Origin of the sequence: Anaerolinea thermophila UNI-1 (genome assembly GCF_000199675.1) — a bacterium.
GTDB lineage: Bacteria > Chloroflexota > Anaerolineae > Anaerolineales > Anaerolineaceae > Anaerolinea > Anaerolinea thermophila.
In genome coordinates, this window is sequence record NC_014960.1 from 86,517 (window position 1) to 111,780 (window position 25,264).

Below are 25,264 nucleotides of genomic sequence, written 5' to 3' on the forward strand. Positions count from 1 at the left end.
ATATTTTGGAGGCGCTGGCAGGGAGAACAGTCCAATGGAGGTAAAATTACAACTTCATTACTAAACGAAGAAAACTTATCGATTTATGGTACAATCAACCTGGTTTTTCCCGTCCCGTGTGATAAGGGAGTTTCATGAAATTCAGGCTGGTTCTTCTGATTTTATTTTGTCTTGCAGTCTTACCGGTTCATCCCGTCCATGCCAGCGCCTCCCTCGAAGCCCCTCCACCCCGCTTTCAACGCCTCAGTGTAGATGAAGGACTGTCCAACGCCGCTGTAATGTGCATCCTGCAGGATCGTGATGGCTTCCTGTGGTTTTGCACCCAGAACGGTTTGAACCTGTACGACGGCTATCGGTTCACCATCTTCCGCCCCGATCCCGCCAATCCTTACAGTTTGCAATCCAGCATCGTGCTGGCAGGCGTGGAGACGCCCGACGGCGCGCTCTGGTTCGGCACCGATGGCGCCGGACTGGCGCGCTACGACAAAGCCACCCAGCGCTTTACCCATTACCGCCATGACCCTGCTGACCCGCGCAGTCTGCCCAACAACTCGGTATGGTCGCTCTTTGTGGATTCGCAGGGTGCGCTGTGGGTGGGTTCGCGCGGCGGGCTGAGCCGCTGGGATGGCGAGGGCAGGGACTTCACCACTTACCTGCCCAATCCCAACGACGCGCGCCCGCTGAGCAAGTGGGTTCTGCGCATTGGCGAGGATTCCACGGGCAGTCTGTGGGTGGGTACGCGCTACGGCTTGAACCGCCTGGACTCCCAAACGCAAATTTTCTCCGTTTTTCTGCCCGACCCGAAAAATCCCGGCGCCATTTCCAGCGAGCAGGTGTGGGCAATTTATCAGGACAGCCGCGGGACGCTGTGGTTTGGCACGCGCTTCGGCGGGCTGGTGCGCTTCGACCCGGTGACCGAGTCCTTTACCGCCTACCGCCACGACCCGGCTAACCCTGCCAGTATCAGTGATGATACCGTTTGGGATATTCTGGAAACTCCCGACGGCATGCTCTGGCTGGGTACGGAGAAGGGTGGAGTTAACCGCTTTGACCCGCTCACCGGCAGGGCGGAAGCCTTCCGCACCTCGCCCAACAACCCGGAGAGTTTGAGCAGCGATGACATCTACCGCCTTTTTCAGGATCGCTCCGGCGTGCTGTGGGCGGGAAGCCGTAACGGCGGGCTGAACAAACTTTCTCCCGTGCGCCAGCGCTTCCGTCTGCTCAAAGCCCAGCCGGGCGAGGAGAACGGGCTGAGCACCAGCAACATCTCTGCGGTGTGGACGCGCGGCGACGGCGTCCTCTGGATTGGCACGCAGGGCGGCGGCTTGAACAAACTGAATCGGCGTACCGGCGAGATTACCGTGTACCGTGCCGACCCCGCCAACCCCAACAGCCTGGGGGGCGATACTATCACCGCTTTTTACCAGGACCGCGCCGATACGCTGTGGATTGTCACCAGCGGCGGCGGGCTGAGCCGTATGGATATTCCTTCCGAGACCTTCACCACCTATCGGCGTAACCCCGATGACCCCGCCAGTTTGCCCAGCAACTTTCTCACCTCTATTGTTCCTGCCGGGCAGGGCAGGTTCTGGCTGGGCACGCTGGGCTTCGGGCTGGTGCTGTTTGACCCGTTTACCGGCAAAGCCCAGACCTACCGCCATCAAGCCGCTAAACCTGCCTCGCTGATGGATGATACCATCAACGCCCTTTTGGCGGACGGCGACCGCGGACTGTGGATTGGCACGCACCGCGGCGGGCTGGATTACCTGGATTTTCGCAGCGGCGAATTTCACCATGCTCTGCATAACCCCGCCAATCCGCGCAGTTTGAGCGATAACACAGTGTTTTCGCTCTACCGCGACCGGCAGGGGACGCTGTGGGTGGGCACGTTGAGCGGTTTAAACCGCTACGACCCGGCTCTGCCGGGCTTCCGAGCCTATCACCTGGCGGACGGACTGCCCAATGAGACCGTGTACGGCATTCGGGAAGACGAGACGGGCTGTCTGTGGCTCAGCACGGCGCGTGGGCTGGCGCGCCTGGACCCATCCAGCGGCGAGGTGCTCACCTATACCCTGGAAGACGGCTTGCAGAGCAATCAATTTAACATTTACAGCGACTTCCGCGCTCCCGATGGCGAGTTGTTCTTCGGCGGTCCGGGCGGACTGAACGCCTTTTACCCCGCGCAGTTGAGCCGCAACGAGGCGCCCCCCTCTATTGTCTTTACCGGTTTTTCGCTGTTCAATCAGCCCGCTCCGGTGGGCAGTGAGGTGTTGCCGCAGGACATTAATACTCTGAGCGAGATTTCGCTTCCGTACGACCAAAACGTGTTCTCCATCGAGTTTGCCGCGCTGGACTACCAGAGCCCGGCGCAAAACCGTTACCAGTACAAACTGGAAGGCTTTGACCGCGACTGGCTGCCTGCCGGGGCGCATCGCACGGCAACTTACACCAACCTCAACCCGGGGACGTACACCTTCCTGGTGCGGGCGTCCAACAACGATGGGGTGTGGAATGAAAAGCCTCGTGCCATTCACATCACCATCCGCCCGCCGTGGTGGCAGACCCGGGTATTTTACGGCTTGACGCTGATGGGGTTGATTGGGCTGGTGCTGGGCATCATCCGCTGGCGCACGGCAGAGATGCGCCGACGCACGCGGGAACTGGAGCGCGCCGTGTGCGAGCGCACCCATGAGTTGAGCGAAGCCAACCGCAAACTGGAAGGGGAAATTGATGAGCGCATTGCCGTTCAGCGCGAACTGGAACGTCTGGTGAGAACCGACCCGCTGACCGGCGTGTTCAACCGCGGGCACTTCTTTGCCTCGCTGGATGAGGAGTTTGCCCGGGAACAAGCCTGGGAGCGTCGCCGCTACGCCGTCATCCTGCTGGACGTGGATCACTTCAAGCGGGTGAACGACCAGTACGGGCACCTGGTCGGCGACCAGGCGCTGATTACCATTGCTGATATCCTGCGCAAGAATGTGCGCATGCGCGACATCGTGGCGCGCTACGGGGGTGAGGAATTTGTCATCTACATGCCCGAGACGAGTGTGGGAGAGGCGCGGGCGGTGGCTGAGCGCATCCGCCGGGTGATTGAGGAACAAACCCGCGTCCTGCACGGTTTCCCGGTCACTGCCAGCATGGGCATTGCGGTCAAAAGCAGTGAGGAGGAGGGGACGCGCTTTGACGAGGTGCTTCAGCGCGCCGATACTGCCCTCTACACCGCCAAACACCGCGGACGCAACTGCGTGGTGGTGTACGGGGAAGCAGAAGGGGAGCGGGAGCAGAATTGAGTCCAGACCGGGAGTTTTAAGACCTCCCAATTACCTTCCAAGGAGCAGGAAGCCAAGGTAACACCCGCTCAGAAGCGCAATGATCAGCACAGGGATTGCAAACACCAGCACGGCTTTGCCCCAACTCAACCGGTGGACGGCTTTCACGCTCAAGATGGACAGATATGCCATGATAAGAAGCAATCCCAGCCGAAACACCAACCCCAACACGGGGGGCAGGAAGCCTTCCAGCAACTGATCGAGCAAATTTCCCGGGGTGTAAACGGCGCCTAACAGGAACACAAGCGGTTCAAAGTGCCCGGTTCCTCCCAGCCGCTGTGCCAGCCAGTGAAGAATGCCTGCGCCAGCCATGAAGATCAAAGGTGCCAGGAGAGCGGTGCCTACCCCTGCCGCGAAATAAATGCCCATCCCGGCGTTGCCCAGCAAAAACGTGCGTTTCAAATCATCGTGGACGATTTTTCCGCCGGTGGCATAATACAACACCAGGGGAATCAGCATGGCGAGGAGGGTACTGCTGAAAATCCACAGGTACACTCTGGAAAATCGGATACCCTGGCAGGACACCACATCCTGATACGACTCCACCGAGGGTTGGGAGTACACCTGCGCCATGACCTGATACCATGACATTTTGCCCGATTTGGCAGGTTCGGTCTCCATAAGAATATCCTCCGTTTGAAAGACTTGATGCGGTTAGGGCTTTGAGCAAGTCCCCACTTGAATCCTTTATAAACTCCCCTGAATTTTTCTGATTATGACATGCTCCGGTCTCAAATTCAATCCCCTTGTGGGAAAAAGGCGTTACGGCAAAGCAAAGTCACCCCGTTCAACCCCGCCCATCCTGTCGGGAGGTTGCTTACCCCGTTCGGGGTACTTTCCCCCCTTCGGGGGTGCAACGACACGGCTGGGCATCCCCGCCGGGACGCAAAGGACGCGAAGAGGATAAGAGGGTGCGCCCCGGCAGGCTCGGCGCACGCCATACTTGCTTTGCGTCCTTCGCGCCTTTACGGTTTTACCTGCCCGCACTCCGAGCCAGGTCGAGGGGTGCGCGCGGTTCGGTAAGTTCACCGTGCGGTGGGATGTCTCTACCCGTGAAAACTTCCAAAGCCCGTGGTCAGGCGCAGGACGACTGCCAGCGCCATCCCGCCCAGCGCCAGCGCCATCACCGCCCAATCGGCGGGGGAGAGGCGCGACTCGTGCAGAAAGGTGCGCTGAGGACTGCCCGAAAACGCCCGCGACTGCAGGACAACTTCCAACTGTTGAGAGCGCACCAGCGCCCCCAGAATCAGCGGCACGGCGATGCGCGCATACACCTGCACCCGCTCCCAGGGGCGCAGGCGCTCCACCGCCAGCCCGCGCAGGCGCTGGGCTTCGATGATGGTCTGGGCTTCGGCAAACAGCAGGGGGAAGAAGCGCAGGGTGGCGGAGAAGATGAACGCCAGCGTGTAGGGCACGCGCGCCCGCACCATGCCCACCACCACCTGATCCACATCGCTGGTAAAGATGACCAGCGGCACAATCATCACCACGCTGAGGGTCTTCAACACCGCGTTCAGCCCGTAGAGCAAGCCCTCGCGGGTCAGCCCGCCCCCGCCGATCAGCCACCAGTCCTCGGGGAAGCGCAGAAGGTAGGTCAGCGGCGCGCCGCCCAGCAGGGAGCGCACCTGCTGGACGTTGAAAAAGCCGTGGGTGAGCATCAGCAGGATGAAGAGCGGGGTCATCAGCAGGAAGATGACGCGCAGGTAAGCCCAGCGCACCCCGCCCAGCACGCAGGCGAGGAACACCGCCAGCGCCAGCCCTGCCTGCGCCAGCGGATCTTCCCAGATGAAAGCCGTTACCGTCACCGCCAGCATCAGCACGGCTTTGGAGCGGAAGTCCAGGCGGTGGAAAAGGGTGCGCCTGCCGGTGCTTTGAAAGAGAATCACGCTCATGGCGCCCCCTCTGCAGACCAGCATTGAGCGACTTCCTGCGGGGTGAGCAGGGGCAGAGAGACCTGCCAGCGCGCGCCCAGCGCCTGCGCCAGTTTGACCGCCTGCGGCGGGGTGAGCGCGGTGCGCTCCAGCGCGGCGAGGTTGTGGTAGGCTTCGCGCAGGGGGGCATCCAGCAGAAGACGCCCTCTGCCCAGCAGGATGACCCGCTCGGCGTAGCCGGGCATCAGGTAGAGGTGGTGGGTGATGACCAGAACGGTCTTGCCCAGGCGGTGCAGGTCGCGGGTGATGTCGAGGATGGCGGTGGCGCCGGCAAGATCCTGTCCGGTGGTGGGCTCGTCAAAGATGAGCACTTCCGGCTCCAGCGCCAGCACGGCGGCGATGACCACGCGGGCGCGGTCGCCTTTGGGCAGGGAAAAGGGGTGGCGCTGGCGCACATCGTTCAGGCGCAGGGCTTCGAGGGCGGCTTCGGTGCGGCGGCGGATCTCATCGGCGGGGTAGTGCAGGTGCTTGAGGGCAAAGGCAATTTCCTCTTCCACCGTGCGGTTGAACAACTGCACATCGGGGTTCTGCCCCACGTAGCCGATGCGCCGGGCGGCGTCGGCAGTGGAGAGGGTGCGGGTGTCCTGCCCGGAAAAGCGCACCTCGCCGCGGGTGGGCTGGAGCAGGTTGACGAAGTGGCGCACCAGCGTGCTTTTGCCCGCGCCGTTCTGCCCGGCAATCAGCAGGTACTCGCCGGCGCGGATGTCCAGGGTGACCCCGCAGAGGGCTTGCGTGCCGTTGGGGTAGGTGTGGTGCAGGTCGCGCACGGCAATCAGCGGCTCGGCAGGGGGGCGCGGGGCGGCGGCGGGGGGCATCTGCGGCAGGCGGGCGGGGCGTGGCAGGGCATCCAGCAGGCGCATGCCTTCATCAAGGCGCACCGGCAGGGCTTGCGCTTTGGGGAGCAGATGGCGCACCAGCCAGAAGGTCTGTGTGACCTGCGGCGGGCGCACCCCGCAGGCTTCCAGCAGGGGGATGTTGCCGTAGATTTCTTCGGGCGTGCCTTCGGCGGCAATTTTGCCCCCCGCCAGCAGGATGAGGCGCTGGGCGCTCTCCGCCAGTTCCTCGGCGGCATGCCCGCTGATGATCATGGTCATCCCCAGGGTGCGGTTGAGTTCGCGCAGGACGGCAAAGACTTCCTGCGCGCCCTGCGGGTCGAGTTGCGAGACGGGTTCATCCAGCACCAGCAGGTCGGGCTGGACTGCCAGGGCGGCGGCGATGGCGAGGCGCTGTTTCTGTCCGCCGGAGAGTTCGGATGGGTGGCGCTTGGGCAGGTTTTCCAGGCGCACCATCTCCAGCACGCGCGGAATGCGGGCGCGGATTTCTTCGGCGGGGACGTTGAGGTTTTCCAGCGCGAAGGCAATCTCGTTCTCCACCGAGGTGGCGATTAACTGCGTTTCGGGGTCTTCCAGCACCATGCCCACGTGGCGCGCCAGTTGGTGGATGGGGGTATCCACCGTGTCCAGCCCTGCCACGCTGAGTTTGCCGAAGAAGCGCCCGCCGTAAAACTGCGGGACGATGCCGTTGAGCGTCAGGCAGAAGGTGGTCTTGCCCGCGCCGGTGGCGCCGATGACGCCCAGCAGTTCACCGCGGCGCAGGCTGAGGTTGATTTCCTGCAGGGCAAAATCGGAGCGGTGGGGGTACTGGTACGAGACGCTTTCAAAGCGCACCAGCGGGGGGTGGTTGTCCATGCGGGATGATTGTACCAGAAGACAAAAAGACGGCGGAGAAAACTCTCCGCCGTCCGGGGGCGTGTGCGCCATGAGCCTCCCGAGGGGCGTGGTTATGTTACCGCAAAGGCGCAAAGGACGCAAAACAGAAACCGTGCGCCGAGCCTGCCGAGGTGTCCGCCTCCCGAGTGGTGTTGAGGGGTGCGGATTGTTGCACGGCTCAGCTTCGACAGACTCAGCCAGCGGCTTTACGCCGGGATGGACACCTGCGGCAATCTTTGCGCGATGGTGGCAATGGCGTCCTCGGGGAAGTCGTAATCTTCCAACTGCCCGCTGAGGTACTTGTTGTAGGCGCTCAAATCGAAATGCCCGTGACCGGAGAGGTTGAAGAGGATGACCTTCTTCTCGCCGGTCTCTTTGCACTTCAGGGCTTCGTCAATGGCAACGCGGATGGCGTGCGAGGACTCGGGTGCCGGCAGGATGCCTTCCTGCTGGGTGAACAGCACCGCGGCTTCGAACACCGCGCGCTGACCTACCGCCACTGCTTCAATCAGCCCGGCATCGTAAAACGCCGAGAGGCTGGGCGCCATGCCGTGGTAGCGCAGTCCGCCGGCGTGAATGGCAGGGGGGATGAAGTCGTGTCCGAGGGTGTGCATCTTGACGATGGGCGCCATCCGGGCGGTATCGCCGTAGTCGAAGCCATACACCCCGCGGGTGAGCGAGGGGGCGGCTTTGGGTTCGACGGCAATCAGGCGGGTGTTCCTGCCCTCGGTGAGGTTGTAGCGCAGGAAGGGATAGGCGATTCCGGCAAAATTGGAGCCGCCGCCCACACAGCCGATCACCATGTCGGGGTACTCGCCCGCCATGTCCATCTGCTTGAGGGCTTCCTCGCCGATGACGCTCTGGTGCAGGAGAACGTGGTTCAGCACCGAACCAAGAGCGTATTTCTTAGCCCCGCCGGAAGTAGCGGCGGCTTCCACCGCCTCGGAGATGGCGATGCCCAGCGAGCCGGGGCTGTTGGGGTCTTTCTCCAGGATGGCGCGTCCTGCCTGCGTGCGCGTGGTGGGGCTGGCAAACACCTGCGCGCCGTAGGTTTCCATGAGGAAGCGCCGGTAGGGCTTTTGCTCGTAAGAGACCTTGACCATGTACACTTCCAGATCCATGCCGAAGAAGCGGCACGCCATGGAGAGCGCCGACCCCCACTGCCCGGCGCCGGTCTCGGTGGTGATGGCGCGCGTGCCGGAAATCTTGTTGTAGAAGGCTTGCGCCAGGGCGGTGTTAGTCTTGTGACTGCCCGACGGCGAGACGCCCTCATATTTGTAGTAAATGTGCGCGGGGGTGTCCAGAGCTTTTTCCAGGCGCAGGGCGCGAATCAGCGGGGTGGGGCGGTAGAGTTTGTAGGCTTCGCGCACCGGTTCGGGGATTTCAATGTAGCGTTCCTGCGAGACTTCCTGCAGGATAATCTCCATGGGGAAGATGGCGGAGAGGAAGTCGGGCGTGACCGGCTCGCGGGTGATGGGATTGAGCACCGGCGCGGGGGGAACGGGACTGTCGGCGAGGACGTTGTAGTAAAAGCGCGGGATGTCATTCTCGCTGAGCAAAAAACGGGTTTGGTTGGACATGAGACTCCTCCTGTGTAAAAAGTGTTTCACCTCTGACTTAACGAAAAGACCTGCGTCCGTTCCTTCCGGGACGAACGCAGGTCCGTGGTGCCACCCAGATTAGGCTGGGGCTTTAATCGAAAATCCCTGTCGTGATGCACAACAGGGAAAGAAAGCCAGCCTCACTCGTTGCGGGTACAGCCCGAAGGCGATACCCTTTGCCCGGATAACGGTGGCAACTCCGGCGCGGGCTACTCGAAAAAATTCCTTTCGCCCTGCAACTCCGAGGTCCATTCGGCGCCGCGGTTCGGGCAGGCTTTCACCTTCTTCCCTGCTCTCTGTGCCGACGGGGCAGCGCTTACTCGTCCTCTTCAACGTCTTTGGATATGTGATTTTGCATGATTATAAGGAGATTTTTGGAGAAGTCAAGGGGGATTTTGGGGAGAAATCATCCGAGGGCTGGATGTCATCGCAAAGGCGCAAGGGACGCAAGGAGAAAAGAGAGCGTTCGTCGAGCGAGCCGAGACGAACGCTAAATGTGTGCTGGCTTCGGCAGGCTCACCGTGCGAAACCGTGTACTCCAATTATGCCAAAATGGTTTTACGGCTTGCGGGTGATGCCAAAAGAGGCGCAGATGGACTCGCTGGCTTCGACGATACCCATCACCGTGCTGTCGCCGGCGTAGAGGGCGCGCACCTTGTCAAAGACGTTCAGCGCGCGGTCGCAGTAGTCTTTGGTCTCGCCCACGGGACGGTACAGCCCTGCCAGGATTGAGCCATAGGTATAGTAGTACACCACGGTGGTAGGGTCGTTGGGTTCAAGGGGGATGCCCTGAATCTCAATGGGCGGATCGCTGGCGGGGTCGCACTCGCGCACCTCGCAGGACACCTGCGGGGAACAGCCCTCGACAGCGCACTGCAGGGCGGGGATGGCGGTCTCGTAGTTGCGGGCTTTGAAGTACACCATGCCCAACTGCCCGTACAGGTCGGGACTGTAAGGATCAATCTGCAGGGCTTTTTTCGCGTTGAGGGCGGCGACGAAGAACTCGCCCATCTGCGTGTACACCTTGCCGATGGCGATGTACGGCACGGGATCTTCGATGCCCAACTGCTTGTTCTTGTTGACCGCCTTGGCAAAGTAATCCAGCGCGGTGGCGTAGTACTGCGCCGAAAGGGTTTTATCGGTCTGGGTCATGCCCAGGTGGCGATAGATGACGCCTGCCTGCACGTAGAGGAAGGTCAGGTTGGGCGCCAGTTCAATGGCGCGGTCATAGGCTTGAATAGCGCCCTGATAATCGCCGAAGGATTCGAGGATGGCGGCTTGCACCCGCCACACGTCCATCAGATTGGGGTTGCGCTCCACTGCCAGTTGAATGTACTGGCGGGCTTGATCCCATTTCTGCTGGTCGTTGAGGATTTCGGCGGAGTACGCCAGCGCCAGCACGTTGTTCTTGTCCAGCAAGAGGGCTTTCTGGGCATCCTGTTCGGCTTCCACCAGCAGGCGACTGCGTTCCTCATCCGATTCAAGCAAGCCGGCGTTCCAGTCGCGCACAAAGGCGCGGATGGCGTAGGCACTGCTGTCTTCGGGCGCCAGTTCCACGGCGCGGTTTGCCGACTCGATTGCCTCGGCGAGGCGCTGGCGTTGGGCTTCGCGGGTGGTCAGGGATTTGTAGGAATAGGTTTGAATCTGCGCCAGTTCCATCCAGATGCGGGCGTTGCTGGGTTCGCTCTGCAGGGCTTGCTGATAGGCTTCAATGGCGCCCTTGAGGTTGCCCGCCTGAAAGTGGGTTTGCCCTTCCAGGGCGTAGGAATTGGATGTGCGCGTGGGCGTGGGGGTGGGCAGGAAGAGCGGCTCGATTTGCTGAGTCTGCAAGCCGCGCAGGACCGCCACCATTGCCAGCAAAATCACCGTAAGCGCCAGGATGGTGTAGGGGTTGGAAGAAGAACGTTTGCGGAACAGGTACTTTTGCGCCATGGCTTACGGGGTGGGGGTGGGAGAAGCGCCGCCCGTCTCGCAGATGCGCACAATCTCGGCGGCGTTGTCCAGGTTGACCTGATCATCGGGGAAGGCTTGCTGAAGCGCCTGCGAAATCTGCAGGGCTTCGCCGCACTCGCCCACGTATGCCAGCGAGATGCCGTAGCGGGTATAGAGGTACTGGCTGGTGGCATCCAGCGGTAATCCCTGGACGGTGGCGCCAGTCTCAGAGAGCCCGCCGCGGGTTGCCAGACGCAGGAACTTCACCGCCTGGTTGTAGTTGCTCGTGCGGTAGTGAATGGTGCCCAGGTAGCCATAGAGGAAGGGGTCGGTGGGGTCTTGCTGGATGGCTTGTTCGGCATACTGGGCGGCTTTGGCGTACTCGCCGTAGCGCAGGTAGGTCAGGGCTGTCTCCACATAGGGGCGGGGGTCATCGGGGCGCAGGGCGATGGCTTTGTTAAATTCCTCGATGGCTTTGTCGTAGATATCCTGGGCTTTGTAGTTGCGTCCCAGCGCCAGGTGCAGGTCGGCAAGGTTGTCGTTGAGGGCAATGGCTTGCTGGAAGGCGACCACGGCATCGGCGTAGTTGCTGGTGATTTCCAGGACGTAGCCGCGGGCGCGGTAGGATTCCATCTGGTCGGGCGCCAATTCCACCGCCTTGCGCGAGGCTTCGATAGCTTTTTCCAGCGTGGTGGGGTCGTCCTTGCCTTCAATTTTCTGCAGTGCCAGCACTTCGGCAAGGTAAGCGTATGCCAGCCCGTTGCCGGGTTCGATTTCGATGGCTTTATTCAACTCCGCCTGAGCGGGCAGGTATTCACCCTGCAAACCCAGTGCCCAGCCGTGGATGGCGTGCGCCAGACTGCTGTTGGGGTTGAGCAGGATGGCGTTCTCGGCGTTCTTCTGAGCCTCGGCATACTTGCCGTAGAGGGCTTGCAGGCGCGCCAGTTCCAGGTAAATGGTGATGTTCTTGGGGTCAGCCTGCAGGGCTTGCTGGTAGGCGGCTTCTGCCTGGGTGAAGCGTCCCTCGGCGGCAAAGGCGCGGGCTTCCTGCAGGAAGGATTCGGGGGAGCGGGTTGGGGTGGGGGTAGGCACAAAGAGCGGCGGGGTGTTGGGCACGACGAATTGGTTAACGTACAGCATCACCCCGACGGCGGCAATCAGCACAATAAGCCTGAGCGGGTTGGCGCGCCGTTTGCGGCGCGTCATGCTCCACCGCGAGCCGGATAAATACATGCGTTCATCTTACCGAATCTTGTCCCGGGCGTCAAGGAAGGGAATTTTAATGGATGAGGGTGCTTTTCCTTCTTCATCCCCTTCTCGCCCTGGCGGCGACTCCAGCCGCACACCTGGCAACGCTCGGTCTGCGAGGACTGGCGCGCCTGTGGTATACTCTCCAGCGTGTCGCTGTTGATTGCCAATCACCTGAGCAAGTCCTACGGGGCGCTGGATGTCTTCCGCGACCTCAATCTGAGCATTCCTCACGGCGCGCGCATCGGGCTGGTGGGCGTCAACGGTGTGGGCAAGACCACCCTCTTGCGCATCCTGGCGGGCGAGGAAGAACCCACCACCGGCGAGGTGCAGATTGCCCGCAACTGCCGGGTGGGCTACCTGCCCCAGCGCCCCCACTTCAGCCATCAGCGCACCCTCTGGCAGGAATGCCTCAGCGCCTTTGCCCCCCTTCTGCAAATGCAGGAAGACCTGCAAGCCCTGGAAGCGCGCATGAGCGCCGGGGACCACAGCGAAGAGACGCTGGCGCAGTACGGCAAACTGCAGGAAGCCTTTGAGCGCGCCGGCGGCTACACCTACGAGACGCGCATCCGCCAGACCCTGCAGGGCTTGGGCTTCAGCGAAAGCGACTATCAGCGCCCGCTCAACAAAACTTCAGGCGGACAGCAAACCCGCGCCCTGCTGGCGCGCATCCTGCTCAGCCAGCCCGACCTGCTTCTGCTGGACGAACCCACCAATCACCTGGATATTCAAGCCATCGAATGGCTGGAGAACACCCTCAAAGAGTGGCAGGGGGCGGTTCTGCTGGTCTCGCACGACCGCTATTTTCTCGATCAGGTGGTCGAGCAAATCTGGGAGATGACCCCGGCGCTGGAAATCTACCCCGGCAATTACACTGCCTACCTGCATCAGCGCGAGGAACGCTACCGCCGCCGCATGGAAGAATACGAAGCCCAGCAAGCCTTCATCGAAAAAGAAGAAGAGTACATCCGCCGCAACATTGCCGGGCAGAACACCGCGCAGGCAAAGGGCAGGCTTAAGCGCCTAGAGCGCTTGCTGGAAACTGCCCGCCTCACCCCACCGGTCAAGCCGCGCGCCCTGCGCCTGCAGTTGACCCCTGCCCAGCGCTCCGGCGATCTGGTTCTGCGCACGCAGGGGCTGGCGGTGGGCTACCCCGACGAACGCCGCGTGCTGTTCCGCGTTCCCGACCTGACCCTGCGGCGCGGCGAGTGTGCCGCCGTCATTGGACCCAACGGCGCGGGCAAGACCACCTTCCTCAAGACCATTCTGGGCATCCTGCCGCCGCTGGAAGGCGAGGTGGTGCTGGGCGCCAGCCTGCAGGTGGGCTACTTTGCCCAGGCACACGAAGGGCTGAATCCCGACCACACCCTCATGGAAGAAATCTCCGCCGCCGCGCCCAACCTGCTCCCGGCGCAGATTCGCGACTATCTGGCGCGCTTCCTCTTCACCGAGGACGATGTCTTCAAGCCGGTGCGGGTGCTTTCCGGCGGCGAGCGCGGCAGGCTGGCGCTGGCGGTGCTGGCGCTTTCCAAAGCCAACCTGCTCCTGCTGGATGAACCCACCAATCACCTGGATTTGCCCTCGCAGGAAATTCTGCAAGCCGTGCTCTCGGACTATGAGGGGACGGTGTTGCTGGTCTCGCACGACCGCTACCTGATTGATGCGCTGGCAACGCAAATCTGGGAGGTGCGCCCCGAAGCGCGCACCCTGCGGGTGTTTGAAGGCACGTACAGCCAGTACCGCGAGGTGCTGCGCGCCGAAGAAGAAGCCCGCCGCGCGCAAGCCGTGACGGTCAAGCCCGCCGAGAAGCCTGCTCCCCGCACCACCCCCTCGCGCAACAAGGAGCGCGAACGCCTGAAGCGCCAGCAGGAACTGGAAGCTGAAATCCAGCGCCTGGAGGAACAACTGGCGGCGCTCAGCCGTGCGCTGGAAACACCCCCGCCCGACCCGGCGAAAGTCCACAAACTGGGGCAGGAGTACCTGCACCTTCAGCAGACCCTCGAGCAAAAATTGCACGAATGGCTGGAGGGTGAGGGTCATTAATCCTCACCCAAAAGGGTCATTTTTTTCCGAATCGCCTTCCCCGTTGACTCAAAATGCTATAATCTGCGCCATTCATTCCACTTGTCTGACGAGTTAAAGGAAACCCGCCAGGATTTACAGGAGGTCTGGTTATGGACTGGACGCAATTGGGCATTCCGGAGGAGGCAAAAGCCATCCTGAAAGCCGCGCCGCGCGTCATCTCCCCGGCATCGGAACAGGAACTGGTGGATCTGGCGTGCGGCGGGCGCGAGAGCAAGTTTTTCGAGGTGGCATACGAAGTGCCTGGCGTGGGACGCGTGGTGGAAGCCACCGTTGCCCGCGTGCGCAACGGCGTTGCCGCCAATTACCCCGAGCCTTACATGCGCCGACGAGACCCCAACTGCCTGGTGGTGGGCGACGACCTGCCGACCGACAAGCCGCGCTTTGCCGAACGCTTTGGCGAGCCGTTTGAAGGACTGCGCCAGCAGACTTTCGACTGGCTGAAGTCGCAGGAATTAATCGTTTTTGCGTTTAACGCCGGCGCAGATGAGATTGGACTGGGGGCGCTGGTGCTGTGTCCTGCTAACGCCGGCTTCTTTGCCCTGGGGCTTGCCATGTTGCAGGGCATGTTGAACCCTGCCGCCATCCCCGCCGATTTTCATCCCGCGGCGGTGGTGTACGTGGCGCCGGTCTTCCGCCACACCCACTTTCAGGGCAAACAGGTGGTGGTGCATAACCGCCTGCCCCATGTGTACGAGATGTTTTCCTACAACCTCTACCCAGGTCCCAGCGCCAAGAAGGGCGTGTACGGGATGCTCTTGAGTTTGGGAGAAAAAGAAGGCTGGACAACAGCGCACTGTTCAACCGTGCGGGTCATCACCCCCTACGATAACGAGATTACCATCATGCACGAGGGCGCCAGCGGCGGTGGCAAGAGTGAGATGCTGGAGCAAGCTCACCGCGCCCCCGATGGACGCTGGTTGCTGGGGCGCAATCTGGTCACCGGCGAGGAACGCTACCTGCAGATTCCCCGTGCCTGCGAACTGCGTCCGGTCACCGACGATATGGCGCTGTGCCACCCCTCGATTCAAGCCAACCACGGCAAACTGCGCCTGAAAGACGCCGAGCGTTCTTGGTTTGTGCGCGTGGATCACATCCGCCGCTACGGCACCGACCCCTTCCTGGAAGGGCTGACGGCCCAACCCGAACGCCCCCTGCTTTTCCTGAACATTGACGCTGTACCCGGCGCGCGGGCGCTCATCTGGGAGCATATTGAGGACGCTCCCGGCAAACCCTGCCCCAATCCGCGGGTCATCATCCCGCGCGCGATTGTGCCCAATATCATCGAGAACTCGGTGACGGTGGACATCCGCAGTTTTGGGGTGCGCACCCCGCCCTGCACCCGCGAGAAGCCCAGTTACGGCATCATTGGTTTGTTCCACATCCTGCCGCCGGCGCTGGCGTGGTTGTGGCGTCTGGTTGCCCCGCGCGGATACGACAATCCCAGCATTGTGGAAACCGAGGGCATGAGCAGTGAGGGGGTGGGTTCGTACTGGCCCTTTGCCAGCGGTTTGCAGGTGCGCCATGCCAACATCCTGCTGGATCAGTTTGCGGCTTACCGGCGCATGCGTTACATTCTTGTGCCCAACCAGCACATTGGCGCCTGGAAGGTGGGCTTTATGGCAGAGTGGATTGCCCGCGAGTATCTGGCACGGCGCGGGAGCGCGCGCTTCCGCCCGGAGCAAATCCGTCCGGCGCGCTGTGCCCTGCTGGGTTATGCCATGCATCAAATGCAGGTGGAAGGTCAGCAGATTGCCCGCTGGTTCCTGCAGGTGGACACTCAGCCCGAGGTGGGTGAAGAGGGTTACGACCAGGGGGCGCAAATGCTTTATGAGTTCTTCCAGCGCACCCTGCAACCCTTCCTCACCGAAGATCTGGACCCCCTGGGCAGGCAGATTATCACCTGCGCGTTGGACCGCGGCACCCTGCAGGACTTCGAAGCCCTCATCCCGGCGGAGTAGTTCCTGCGATCCGCTTGCGCCGTGCCTGCCGGGGCGTGTCTGCCAGCGGTGAGAACGATAGAAGCCATGCGGGGCGTCCTGCGCCAATCTTGTTCATCGGTTGCGCAAGGACTTTCCATTCCCCCCTGAAACGTGATATATTCAATCTCAGAATCTCAGGGAGGAGAAGCCAAGCGCATGGACCTTTTTGACCATGCCCATCAAGAGCAAATGAAGAGCGAAGCCCCGCTGGCGGCGCGTCTGCGCCCGCGCACCTTCGATGAGATGGTAGGGCAGGAACACATCATCGGTCCCGGTAAATTATTGCGCCGCGCCATTGAGACCGACCGTCTGTTCTCATCCATTATTTTGTGGGGACCGCCCGGCACCGGCAAAACCACCCTGGCGCAGTTGATTGCCCAGTACACCCAGGCGCATTTTGAGGTCATCTCGGCGGTGCTGGCGGGCGTGCCCGATTTGCGGCGCGTCATTCAGGAAGCCGAGGAACGCCGCAAACTCTACCGGCGGCGCACCATCCTCTTCGTGGATGAGGTGCACCGCTGGAACAAAGCCCAGCAGGATGCCCTTCTGCCCCACGTGGAAAGCGGCATGATTACGCTGGTGGGGGCAACCACCGAAAACCCCTACTTTGAGGTCATCAGCGCGCTGGTGTCGCGCTCACGCATCTTCCAACTGCTTCCCCTGGAGGAACATCATCTCAGCATCCTCTTCGACCGCGCCCTGAGCGACCCCGAGCGCGGTTACGGCAAAATCAGCGTGCAGGTGGACCCCGAAGCCCGCGCGCATCTCATCCGCGTGTCCGGCGGCGATGCCCGCAACCTGCTCAACGCGCTGGAACTGGCGGTCGAATCCACTCCGCCCGATGAAAACGGCGTGCGCCACATTACGCTGGATGTTGCCCAGGAATCCATCCAGCGGCGCGCTGTGCTGTACGATAAGAACGGCGATGCCCACTACGATACCATCTCGGCGTTCATCAAAAGCGTGCGCGGCTCGGACCCCGATGCCGCGCTCTACTGGCTGGCGAAGATGCTGGCGGCGGGCGAGGACCCGCGCTTCATCCTGCGGCGGCTCATCATCCTGGCGGGCGAGGATATTGGACTGGCAGACCCGCACGCCCTGCAGGTGGCGGTTTCGGCGGCGTATGCCTTCGATTATATCGGCATGCCCGAGGGTATCTACCCGATTGCCGAAGCCACCCTCTACCTTGCCACCGCTCCCAAGAGCAACTCGGTGGGAGAGGCGTACTACAGCGCGCTGGAGCGCATTCAGCAGGAAGGCGCCGGTCCCGTCCCCGTGCATCTCATGGATGCCAGCCGCGACGCCAGGGGGCTGGGGCACGGCAAGGGCTACCTCTACCCGCACGATTTTCCCGATCATTTTGTCCCTCAGCAGTACCTGCCGGCTTCCCTGCAGGGGACGATTTTCTACAACCCTTCCGATCAGGGCTATGAAGCCCAAATTCTTGAACGCCTGAAGCGCTGGCGCGCCTGGAAAACTGCTCAAACGGAGCCTGCTTCGCATGAAAACACCGACCATCCTGCTGTTGATTCGCCACGGCGAGACTAACTTTGTCGTGCAGGGGCGCCTGCCGGGACGTTTGCCCGGCGTGGTGCTGACCGAAAAGGGCATCCAGCAAGCCCGCGCGCTGAGCGAACGCCTTGCCGAAGCGCCCATCCGCGCGGTGTACGCCAGTCCGCTGGAGCGCGCCCGCGAAACTGCCCGTCCGCTTGCCGAGGCAAAGGGATTGCCCATCCTGACCGCCGAGGGCTTGAACGAGGTGGATCCGGGGGGGTGGGCGGGGCGCACGCTGAAGAGTTTGCGCCGCCTGAAAGCCTGGAAAGCCCTGCGCGAAGACCCAGGTCGGTTTGCCTTTCCAGGGGGCGAGTCTTTCCCGGAAGCCCAGGTGCGCATCGTGGCGCAAATCGAGGAATTGCGCCGGCGGCATCCCGGCGAGATGATTGCCTGCTTCACCCACGCCGATGTGGTGCGTCTGGCGGTGGCGCATTACCTGCTGATGCCTCTGCAAGCCCTGCACCGCCTGGCGGCGGCGCCGGCTTCGCTCAGCGTGGTGGTGTTTGGCGAGGACGGCGAGGTGCAGGTGCCGCACGTCAATCAGGTGGATGGGCTGGCGCTGACGCCCCCGCCGGAGAAGAAGCCCCATGGAACGGGTCGGTGAGCCTGCCCGAACGCGCGTCCGGGTAGGGGACAATCTCTTTTGTGTTATTACGAAGCAATCTCGCCAAGCCCTGCGGGAGTCTTACGCTGTTCGGGGCACTTTCGCGCTCCGGGCTCGCAACGAGATGACCGGGGGCATCGCGATCGCGCAGCATCCCCGCAGGCGAGCGGGCTTGCCCGACTGTACCTTACCCAGACCGACTGGTTATATAATGCAAGAAAAGGGGGTGTCTTTCGGCTCGTTCTGAAAGTGAGGCGAGGATGTCTGAAGAGGAAAGGCATTTTGAAATGTTGTTTGAATACGCCCCCATTGCACTGATGGAACAGGACTTCAGTGCCATTCGCCAGCGCTTTGAGGCTCTGCGCGCCGAGGGAGTCAATGATCTGGAGGCTTTTCTTCAGAACCATCCCGAGGAAATTGACCGCTGTATGGGATTCATCCGTGTCGTGCGTGTTAACCAGCACACCCTGAAAATGTATGGCGTTCCCGATCGGGAAACCTTCCTTTCTAACCTGCCGCATTTCTTCCGCGATGACATGCGCCGCCACTTCCGCGAGGAATTGCTGGCGCTCTGGCAGGGAGCGCTGACGTGGTCCGGCGAGGGCATCAACTACACCCTGCAGGGCAACCCGTTTGATGTACTGCTCTCATGGCGTATCCTGCCCGGCGCGGAAGAAACCTGGCAGGAGGTGCTGGTCAGCCTGGAGGATATCACCGCGCGCCGAAACGCCGAGCGCGCGCTGGAAGCCAGCGCCAACCGTTTGCGCGGTTTGTTTGAAAATTCGCCCATCTCGCTTTGGGAAGAAGATTACAGCCAGATTAAAGCCATCTTTAATGACCTGCGCTCTCAGGGGGTGGAAGACCTGCGGGACTATCTGGTAGAACACCCGGAAGTGGTCACCGCCTGTATGCAGAAAATCCGCGTGCTGGAGGTAAACCGCAAGACGCTGGAACTGTTCGGCGCATCCAGTGTGGATGACCTGCGCGCCCATGTGGATCGCATCTTCCGCGACGAGATGCGCGAGCATTTTGCCCGGGAACTGGTGCATCTGTGGGAAGGGGAATTGTCTTACGAGGCGGAGGGGATTAACTACACCCTGCAAGGCGAGCCGTTGTATGTGCATTTGCACCTGTCGGTGTATCCGGGTTCAGAAGAGACCTTCGAGCGGGTGCTGGTGGCGCTGGAAGACGTCACCAGCCGGCACAAAGCCGAGGAATACCTGCGCTACCTGGGCACGCACGATGTGATGACCGGGCTTTACAACCGCGCCCATTTCCAGGACGAGATGAAACGCCTTAATGAACATCGCAGCGTGCCGGTGACGCTTTTGATGGCCGACCTCGACCGGCTGAAACTGGTCAACGATACCCTGGGTCACGACGAAGGCGATAAACTCATCCGCTGTGCCGCCGAGGTGCTCAAAGCCGCTTTTGGCGCCAACGACCTTGTGGCGCGCATTGGCGGGGACGAGTTTGCCGTGTTGATGATGAACGCCGGCGAACAGGATGGCAGAGAAGCCATTGCCCGTCTGGAAACCCTCATCCGACTGAACAACCGCTTCTACGGTGAACCCCGGCTGAGCCTGTCTATGGGCTTCAGCGTCTCTCAGCCCGGCGAAAACCTGGAACTTGCCATGCGCCGCGCCGATACGGAGATGTACCGCAACAAACGCGAACATCACCACGAGGGGTAAGCCCTCAACTCTCAGGGGTAGGCGGGCAAGTCCCGGCGCCCGTAAACGGGTTTCATCCTGAAAAAAGAGCCTTTTCTCCAATTTTTAATGTAGAATTAATTTTGCTGAACCTTCACATGAAAGGGGGTGGTGTTTGGGAGATTGCCCTGCGTTGTCGTATCTACCCGTCTCAAAACCGTTTTCGCTTTCCTGGGAGGAAGACATGAATCCGAAACTGTTCCGCAATCTTCTGTACATCGCGCTGGCAATGATTCTGATCGGAGGATTGCTTGCCAGTGCCGTTCAAACCGACTTTGGACGAGTGACCATTAAAGATGTGCGCTTCGCCGCACCCAACGGACGCCTGTACTCCGCTCTGCTCTACATCCCCAAAGGGGTTTCGGCAGAAAAGCCCGCACCGGGGATTCTTGCCATTCATGGCTACATCAACTCGCGCGAGACGCAGGACGGCTTTGCCATCGAGTTTGCCCGCCGCGGCTACGTGGTGCTTGCCCTGGATCAATCCGGGCATGGCTACAGCGAAGGTCCCGCCTTTGCCGACGGCTTTGGCGGCATTGAAGGACTGCGCTACCTGCGCTCGCTGGACATTGTGGATAAGAATAACATCGGGCTGGAAGGGCACTCCATGGGCGGCTGGGCGGTGCTGATTGCCGCCTCGGTGTTCCCCGATGGCTACCAGTCGGTGGTGTTGCAAGGCTCATCCACCGGTACCTACGGCGCACCCGACGGCACACCGGAGTTCCCGCGCAATGTGGCGGTAGTCTTCAGCCAGTGGGATGAGTTCTCCGGGCTGATGTGGGGAACGCCGCGCGCCGCCGATGTGGGCAAATCCGACAAGATGAAAGCCCTCTTCAACACGCAGGAAGATATCCAGGTTGGCAAAATTTACGGGGATATCAACGCCGGTACGGCGCGGGTGCTGTACCAGCCGCGCGTCTCCCATCCGGGCGATCACCTGAGCCAGGTCGCCATTGGTCACGCCATTGACTGGTTCCAGAAGACCCTGCAAGGGGGCAATCCCATCCCCGCCAGCAGTCAAATCTGGTACTGGAAGGAAATCGGCACGCTGATTGCCTTGCTGGGCTTCTTCCTCTTCCTGGTTGCCGCAGGCGGTTTGCTGGTCGAAGTGCCTTACTTCAAAGCCATCGTTGACCCTCTGCCTGCCGCCAAAGGCTTGACCGGCTGGGGCTGGTGGCTGGGCGCTCTGCTCACCGCCGCCATCGGTCCGCTGACGCTCTTCACCTTCACCACCTGGGCGGGCAAGATCTTCAAAGCCTCATGGTTCTTCCCCCAGAACATCACCACCCAGGTGACCTTCTGGGCGGTGCTGAACGGCTTGATTTCCCTCGCCCTGCTGTTGCTCTGGCACTTCCTGCTGGTGAAGAAATCGGAGCGCGGCGGCGGAGACGAGTACGGCTTGACCTGGAACGGTAAACTGAACTGGGTGAAGATTGGGCGTTCCTTCGTGCTGGCGCTGTGCATTGTCCTGCTGGGCTATGCCACCCTGCTGGTCACCGATTTCCTCTTCAAGACCGATTACCGCTTCTGGGTGTTTGCCGTCAAACTGATGAGTCCCACGCACTTCGCCATTGCCCTGCGCTACCTCATCCCGCTGTTCGTGTACTTCTTCCTTGCCAGCCTGGCGCTCTTTGCGCAGATGCGCCGCGCCGATTTCGGGCTGTGGAAAGAAGTGGCGGTGAATGCCCTGATCTTCATCGTCGGCTACACTGCCCTGCAACTGGTGCAGTACATCCCCATGTGGACGCGCGGGATGCTGTTCGACCCCACCCAGCCGTTGTGGACGATCATCGGCTACCAGTTCATCCCCATTCTGGGACTGGCTGGCGCGCTGACCACCTTCTTCTACCGCAAGACGGGGCGCATCTACACCGGCGCGTTCCTCAACGCTTTGCTCTTCACCTGGATTGTGGTGGCAGGTACCGCCACGCACTTCCCCCTGTAATGCGCTTGAAACGCTAAGCGGTGTATAAACTGCAGGGCTGTCCGGAGATGCATCCCGGACAGCCCTTGAATTTTAAGAGGGTGCGTTAAGAAACTTTACCGGTCGCTCACCCAGAAATCCACGTACAGGGGGCAGAAGGTGAAGCCCTGATCGACGATTGCCAGTTTCCAGTCGGTGCGGTAGTAGCCGGTGGCTTCGGGGGCTTTCAACTCCACCTGCAAGTCCACCGATTCGCCGGGCTTGACCGTGCGCGGCAGGTCATAGATGGTCTGCACGGCAATCTTATCCCCGCCCATCTGCACCAGGTCAATGCCGATGTCTTCCCAGATCACTTTGCCCACGTTCTGCACCGTCCAGGTGACGGTGAACTGCGTGTTGGGTTTGATAGTGGAGCCATCGCGCGGCACCTGCGAGACCAGCCGACAGGTGTAAGGGGAAGGTGTGTTGGTGATGGTAGCGCTGGGCAGGGGAGTGCTTGTGCGGGTGGGCACCAGGGTAATGGTCGGCGTGACGGTTGGGGTTGCCGTACGGGTAGGCGCAGGAGTAGAGGTGAGCGTTGGACTTGGCGTCACATTCAATCGCGCCTGGGCGGTTTGCAAGGCTTCCTGCGTGCCCTGCTCCAGCGTTTGCGCCGCCACTGCCGTTTGCGTCCATACGGCAGGGTCCATGGTGGGTTCAGGGGTGGGCGTGGATTGACAACCACTGAACCCCACCATCAAGACAATCAGAAGCAAAACAAAGAAGACCGTCTTTCGAGGCATATCTTCCCCCTCAAGGGTGTGGATGGTTTAAGTATATCCATTTTTTTGCCGGACTGATTCGAAAACTTCACCTTCTTCTGGATGAGTCTTTCGGCAGAGGCGGGATGAGGTTTGGCGCGAAGTTTTCGAACCGGCTCGACAAGCCACCCACCTGGCTCAGACTACGGCTCGGTGGGCGGCTTCATCTTCTCTTTGCGCTCCGGCGGTGAAACCCAAGCGTTTGCCTCGATGTCTTCAACGCGCTCAGGCATCGGCATAGCGCACATTCCCAACGGGCTGGGGGTGGTGCGCTCGCCTCAGGTTCACGCCCAAGTCCTCAATCTCTGCCACATACCGGGGGACATGCCTTACTCACGGTAACCGCCCAGCGCCAGCGCCCGCGGACCGGTGTTCAGCCCCAATATCGGTCCGGTGAGATGCACATACACTTCGGCATTGGGGTGTTCCTGCCGGATGCGCGCGGCAATGGCTTGGGCTTCCTCTTCCGCCATGCCGTGCATCACCGCCACGTGCAACCTGCCCTCGCCCGCCACCTCTTTGAAAAAGCGTTTGATCATGGCTTCGATGACCCGCTGGCGGGTGCGCTCTACCCCATAGGCTTCCACAATACCCGTCTCGTGATTGACGCGGATGAGCGGTTTAATCTGCAGGATAGAACCTGCCAGCCAGGCGGCTTTGCCGATGCGCCCGCCGCGGTGCAGGTACTCCAGCGTATCCAGCGCAATCACCAGGCGCACCTTGCGGCGCACCTCGTCTGCCGCGGCGAGCATTTCCTGTGCCGAAGCGCCGCGCTCGCGGGCGCGCGCCGCCGCCAGCACCTGCCAGGCAAGTCCTGCCGTCACCGCACGCGAATCGTACACATGCACGGGAATGGGGGACTGCTGAGCCGCCTGTTGCGCCGAGAGCATCGCCCCGCTGAAATGCCCGCTGAGCAGAATCACCACCACCTCGCGGTAACCCTGTTCCTGCAGGGAGTGAAACAAACTCAGAAAGTCATGCACGCTTGCCTGTGCGGTGGTGGGCAGAGTGCCTTCACTTTGGATGCGCCGGTAAAATTCCTCGGAAGAAAGGGTCACGCGGTCGCGGTACTCCACACCGTTCCAGATGAGCACGTGCGGCTGTACGATAATGCCGTACTGCTCCAGATAAGCCGGTGGAATGTCGCAGGTTGAATCAGTGATCAGTGCTATGGGTGTGGTGTTCATGTTTTAAATTATACGTCCGCTCAATCGGCGATATAATGATTTTCATGGCAAAAATTCAGACCCGTTATGTGTGCCAGAACTGCGGGCGGGTGGCGGCGCGCGCCATGGGACGCTGTCCACAGTGCGGGGCATGGAACAGCATGGTGGAAGAAATCATCGCTCCGCCCAGCACACCCGCCAAAAGCCCCAGTGCTTCGTCCTCGCCCGGCGGGTTCACCTCTCAGCCCCGCCGTCTGGATGAAATCGAAGGTGACCACGAAGCCCGCCTGCCCGTGCCTATCGGCGAGTTTGCCCGTGTGCTGGGCGGCGGGGTCGTCCCCGGCTCCATTACGCTGGTGGGCGGAGATCCCGGCATCGGCAAGTCCACCCTCATGCTTCAGGTTGCCCTGGAGATGGCGCAGGAACGCCGCGTGCTGTATATCTCCGGCGAAGAGTCCGAGCGCCAGGTGAAGATGCGCGCCGTGCGTCTGCTCAACGGGCGTCCTGTGCCCGAAAATCTTTTCCTGCTGACCGAGACCAATCTGGACAGCATGCTGGAGCATGTGCGTTCGCTGGCTCCCTCCGTGCTGGTGGTGGATTCGATTCAAACCGTCTATCTACCCGCGCTGGAATCCTCGGCGGGGTCGGTCTCGCAGGTGCGCGAGTGCGCCAGCCGTCTGCGCGACCTGGCAAAATCGGCGGGGATTTCCATCTTTGTCATCGGGCATGTCACCAAAGAGGGCATCATCGCCGGTCCGCGCGTGCTGGAGCATATCGTGGATACGGTGCTGTATCTGGAAGGCGACCGCTATCAGTCCTACCGCCTTCTGCGTTCGGTGAAGAACCGCTTCGGCGCCACCTCGGAAGTAGGCGTCTTTGAGATGCTGGAACGCGGGATGAGCGAGGTGCTCAACCCGTCCGAAGCCTTCCTCGCCGAGCGGCTGGTGAACGTCCCCGGCTCTGCCATCGCCGTGACCATGGAAGGCACGCGCCCCCTGCTGGTGGAGATTCAGGGCTTGACCAGCCCCAGCCCGCTGACTCTGCCGCGGCGCACCCCCAACGGCATTGACGGCAACCGCCTTCTGCTCATCACCGCCGTCCTCACCCGCCGTCTGGGCATGCGCCTTGCCGAGCAGGATGTCTTCGTCAACGTCATCGGCGGCTTGCGCATCACCGAACCTGCCGCCGACCTTGCCGTGGCGGCGGCGATTGCCTCGTCCATGAAGGACACCCCCGTGCGCGCCAACGCCGTGTTGATTGGCGAGGTGGGGCTTTCCGGCGAACTGCGCATGCCCTCGCAGATGAGCGCCCGCCTGCGCGAAGCCGCCAAACTGGGCTTTGATACCGCCATCATCCCGCGGCGCATCCGCAAAGGCGGCGAGGCATACCCCGAAGGCATTCAGGTGCTGGAAGCGCGCTCTCTGCGCGAGGCGCTGAACCTGGCGTTGCTTGCCGGGGGGTAAGACCGCGGCAGATTGTGCCTCATGCCCTTTGACAGGCTCAGTCCACGGTTGTGTGTTACCGCCAGGGCGCATAGAATGTAAAGTTTCCTGTACCCTTTGGGGCGGCTTCTTGACGGTTTGCGCCGATTCGGATTATACTCATGACAGCCCGGGGTGTAGCGCAGTCCGGTAGCGCACGTGCATTGGGGGCATGTGGTCGGCGGTTCAAATCCGCCCACCCCGACTGA

The 25,264-nt window shown here is 61.5% G+C and carries 17 protein-coding genes, 1 tRNA gene and 1 other annotated feature; of the genes, 10 read left to right on the plus strand and 8 right to left on the minus strand.

Going from position 1 to position 25,264, the window contains the following annotated elements; translation table 11 throughout:
* Positions 1–134 precede the first annotated feature (134 nt).
* Positions 135–3,290: a ligand-binding sensor domain-containing protein gene (locus ANT_RS00400; protein WP_013558513.1), complete on the plus strand. Its 3,156-nt coding sequence runs from the start codon at positions 135–137 to the stop codon at positions 3,288–3,290.
* 30 nt (positions 3,291–3,320) lie between these two features.
* On the opposite strand, the gene ANT_RS00405 is transcribed toward ANT_RS00400, so the two are convergent.
* The 6 genes from ANT_RS00405 to ANT_RS00430 all read right to left on the minus strand — a co-directional run bounded on the left by ANT_RS00405 (position 3,321) and on the right by ANT_RS00430 (position 11,708).
* Positions 3,321–3,950 (minus strand): Yip1 family protein, encoded by a 630-nt coding sequence (locus tag ANT_RS00405; RefSeq protein WP_013558514.1) that lies wholly within the window; start codon positions 3,948–3,950, stop codon positions 3,321–3,323.
* A 425-nt stretch (positions 3,951–4,375) separates the two neighbouring features.
* Entirely contained in the window at positions 4,376–5,221 is an 846-nt protein-coding gene (locus ANT_RS00410; protein ID WP_041455125.1) for an energy-coupling factor transporter transmembrane component T family protein, read from the minus strand.
* Positions 5,218–6,948, minus strand: coding sequence for an ABC transporter ATP-binding protein (locus tag ANT_RS00415; protein WP_041455126.1), 1,731 nt, complete (start codon positions 6,946–6,948; stop codon positions 5,218–5,220). The genes ANT_RS00410 and ANT_RS00415 overlap by 4 nt, the downstream gene beginning before the upstream one ends.
* Positions 6,949–7,175: 227 nt before the next feature.
* Positions 7,176–8,549 (minus strand): TrpB-like pyridoxal phosphate-dependent enzyme, encoded by a 1,374-nt coding sequence (locus tag ANT_RS00420; protein ID WP_013558517.1) that lies wholly within the window; start codon positions 8,547–8,549, stop codon positions 7,176–7,178.
* A gap of 63 nt (positions 8,550–8,612) precedes the next feature.
* Positions 8,613–8,912, minus strand: a binding site (T-box leader).
* A gap of 216 nt (positions 8,913–9,128) precedes the next feature.
* Positions 9,129–10,502 carry a tetratricopeptide repeat protein gene (locus ANT_RS00425; protein ID WP_013558518.1) on the minus strand — a complete coding sequence of 458 codons (1,374 nt, stop codon included), beginning with the start codon at positions 10,500–10,502 and terminating at the stop codon, positions 9,129–9,131.
* A 3-nt stretch (positions 10,503–10,505) separates the two neighbouring features.
* Positions 10,506–11,708, minus strand: a complete 1,203-nt coding sequence (locus tag ANT_RS00430; RefSeq protein ID WP_041454428.1) for a tetratricopeptide repeat protein — start codon at positions 11,706–11,708, stop codon at positions 10,506–10,508.
* A gap of 192 nt (positions 11,709–11,900) precedes the next feature.
* Here ANT_RS00430 and ANT_RS00435 point away from each other — a divergent pair, with 192 nt between their 5' ends.
* The 6 genes from ANT_RS00435 to ANT_RS00465 all read left to right on the plus strand — a co-directional run bounded on the left by ANT_RS00435 (position 11,901) and on the right by ANT_RS00465 (position 21,629).
* The gene (locus tag ANT_RS00435) at positions 11,901–13,793 is read left to right on the plus strand and encodes an ABC-F family ATP-binding cassette domain-containing protein (protein ID WP_013558520.1); all 1,893 of its coding nucleotides are present in this window, start codon (positions 11,901–11,903) and stop codon (positions 13,791–13,793) included.
* A gap of 131 nt (positions 13,794–13,924) precedes the next feature.
* A complete protein-coding gene (locus ANT_RS00440) occupies positions 13,925–15,793 on the plus strand; it encodes a DUF4914 family protein (RefSeq protein ID WP_013558521.1) in 1,869 nt (622 codons plus the stop codon).
* A gap of 177 nt (positions 15,794–15,970) precedes the next feature.
* Positions 15,971–17,362, plus strand: a complete 1,392-nt coding sequence (locus tag ANT_RS00445; RefSeq protein ID WP_013558522.1) for an AAA family ATPase — start codon at positions 15,971–15,973, stop codon at positions 17,360–17,362.
* The gene (locus tag ANT_RS00450; RefSeq protein ID WP_013558523.1) at positions 17,316–17,972 is read left to right on the plus strand and encodes a histidine phosphatase family protein; all 657 of its coding nucleotides are present in this window, start codon (positions 17,316–17,318) and stop codon (positions 17,970–17,972) included. The genes ANT_RS00445 and ANT_RS00450 overlap by 47 nt, the downstream gene beginning before the upstream one ends.
* A 260-nt stretch (positions 17,973–18,232) precedes the next feature.
* A complete protein-coding gene (locus ANT_RS00460) occupies positions 18,233–19,666 on the plus strand; it encodes a sensor domain-containing diguanylate cyclase (protein WP_013558524.1) in 1,434 nt (477 codons plus the stop codon).
* 202 nt (positions 19,667–19,868) lie between these two features.
* Entirely contained in the window at positions 19,869–21,629 is a 1,761-nt protein-coding gene (locus ANT_RS00465) for an alpha/beta hydrolase family protein (protein ID WP_013558525.1), read from the plus strand.
* 95 nt (positions 21,630–21,724) lie between these two features.
* Here the strand turns inward: ANT_RS00465 and ANT_RS15870 are convergent, their stop codons facing one another.
* Positions 21,725–22,390 carry an NBR1-Ig-like domain-containing protein gene (locus tag ANT_RS15870; RefSeq protein WP_013558526.1) on the minus strand — a complete coding sequence of 222 codons (666 nt, stop codon included), beginning with the start codon at positions 22,388–22,390 and terminating at the stop codon, positions 21,725–21,727.
* A 111-nt stretch (positions 22,391–22,501) separates the two neighbouring features.
* On the opposite strand from ANT_RS15870, the gene ANT_RS17195 reads away from it, so the two are divergent.
* Complete coding sequence (locus ANT_RS17195; RefSeq protein WP_155817937.1) at positions 22,502–22,750, plus strand: hypothetical protein; 249 nt, start codon at positions 22,502–22,504, stop codon at positions 22,748–22,750.
* Here ANT_RS17195 and ANT_RS00475 read toward each other — a convergent pair.
* Positions 22,738–23,595, minus strand: a complete 858-nt coding sequence (locus ANT_RS00475; protein WP_013558528.1) for a DegV family protein — start codon at positions 23,593–23,595, stop codon at positions 22,738–22,740. The two genes, ANT_RS17195 and ANT_RS00475, sit on opposite strands and share 13 nt — an antisense overlap.
* 44 nt (positions 23,596–23,639) lie before the next feature.
* On the opposite strand from ANT_RS00475, the gene radA reads away from it, so the two are divergent.
* A complete protein-coding gene (gene radA / locus ANT_RS00480) occupies positions 23,640–25,037 on the plus strand; it encodes a DNA repair protein RadA (protein WP_041454434.1) in 1,398 nt (465 codons plus the stop codon).
* Between the two features lie 149 nt (positions 25,038–25,186).
* A tRNA-Pro gene (locus tag ANT_RS00485) sits at positions 25,187–25,260 on the plus strand.
* The last annotated feature ends 4 nt before the right edge of the window (positions 25,261–25,264 follow it).

Bases quoted from the DNA above. Each gene is read 5' to 3' on its own strand.
- ANT_RS00400 (WP_013558513.1), top strand. From the start codon at position 135: ATGAAATTCAGGCTGGTTCTTCTGATTTTATTTTGTCTTGCAGTCTTA.
- ANT_RS00405 (WP_013558514.1), bottom strand. From the start codon at position 3,950: ATGGAGACCGAACCTGCCAAATCGGGCAAAATGTCATGGTATCAGGTC.
- ANT_RS00410 (WP_041455125.1), bottom strand. From the start codon at position 5,221: ATGAGCGTGATTCTCTTTCAAAGCACCGGCAGGCGCACCCTTTTCCAC.
- ANT_RS00415 (WP_041455126.1), bottom strand. From the start codon at position 6,948: ATGGACAACCACCCCCCGCTGGTGCGCTTTGAAAGCGTCTCGTACCAG.
- ANT_RS00420 (WP_013558517.1), bottom strand. From the start codon at position 8,549: ATGTCCAACCAAACCCGTTTTTTGCTCAGCGAGAATGACATCCCGCGC.
- ANT_RS00425 (WP_013558518.1), bottom strand. From the start codon at position 10,502: ATGGCGCAAAAGTACCTGTTCCGCAAACGTTCTTCTTCCAACCCCTAC.
- ANT_RS00430 (WP_041454428.1), bottom strand. From the start codon at position 11,708: ATGACGCGCCGCAAACGGCGCGCCAACCCGCTCAGGCTTATTGTGCTG.
- ANT_RS00440 (WP_013558521.1), top strand. From the start codon at position 13,925: ATGGACTGGACGCAATTGGGCATTCCGGAGGAGGCAAAAGCCATCCTG.
- ANT_RS00445 (WP_013558522.1), top strand. From the start codon at position 15,971: ATGGACCTTTTTGACCATGCCCATCAAGAGCAAATGAAGAGCGAAGCC.
- ANT_RS00450 (WP_013558523.1), top strand. From the start codon at position 17,316: ATGAAAACACCGACCATCCTGCTGTTGATTCGCCACGGCGAGACTAAC.
- ANT_RS00460 (WP_013558524.1), top strand. From the start codon at position 18,233: ATGTCTGAAGAGGAAAGGCATTTTGAAATGTTGTTTGAATACGCCCCC.
- ANT_RS00465 (WP_013558525.1), top strand. From the start codon at position 19,869: ATGAATCCGAAACTGTTCCGCAATCTTCTGTACATCGCGCTGGCAATG.
- ANT_RS15870 (WP_013558526.1), bottom strand. From the start codon at position 22,390: ATGCCTCGAAAGACGGTCTTCTTTGTTTTGCTTCTGATTGTCTTGATG.
- ANT_RS00475 (WP_013558528.1), bottom strand. From the start codon at position 23,595: ATGAACACCACACCCATAGCACTGATCACTGATTCAACCTGCGACATT.
- radA (WP_041454434.1), top strand. From the start codon at position 23,640: ATGGCAAAAATTCAGACCCGTTATGTGTGCCAGAACTGCGGGCGGGTG.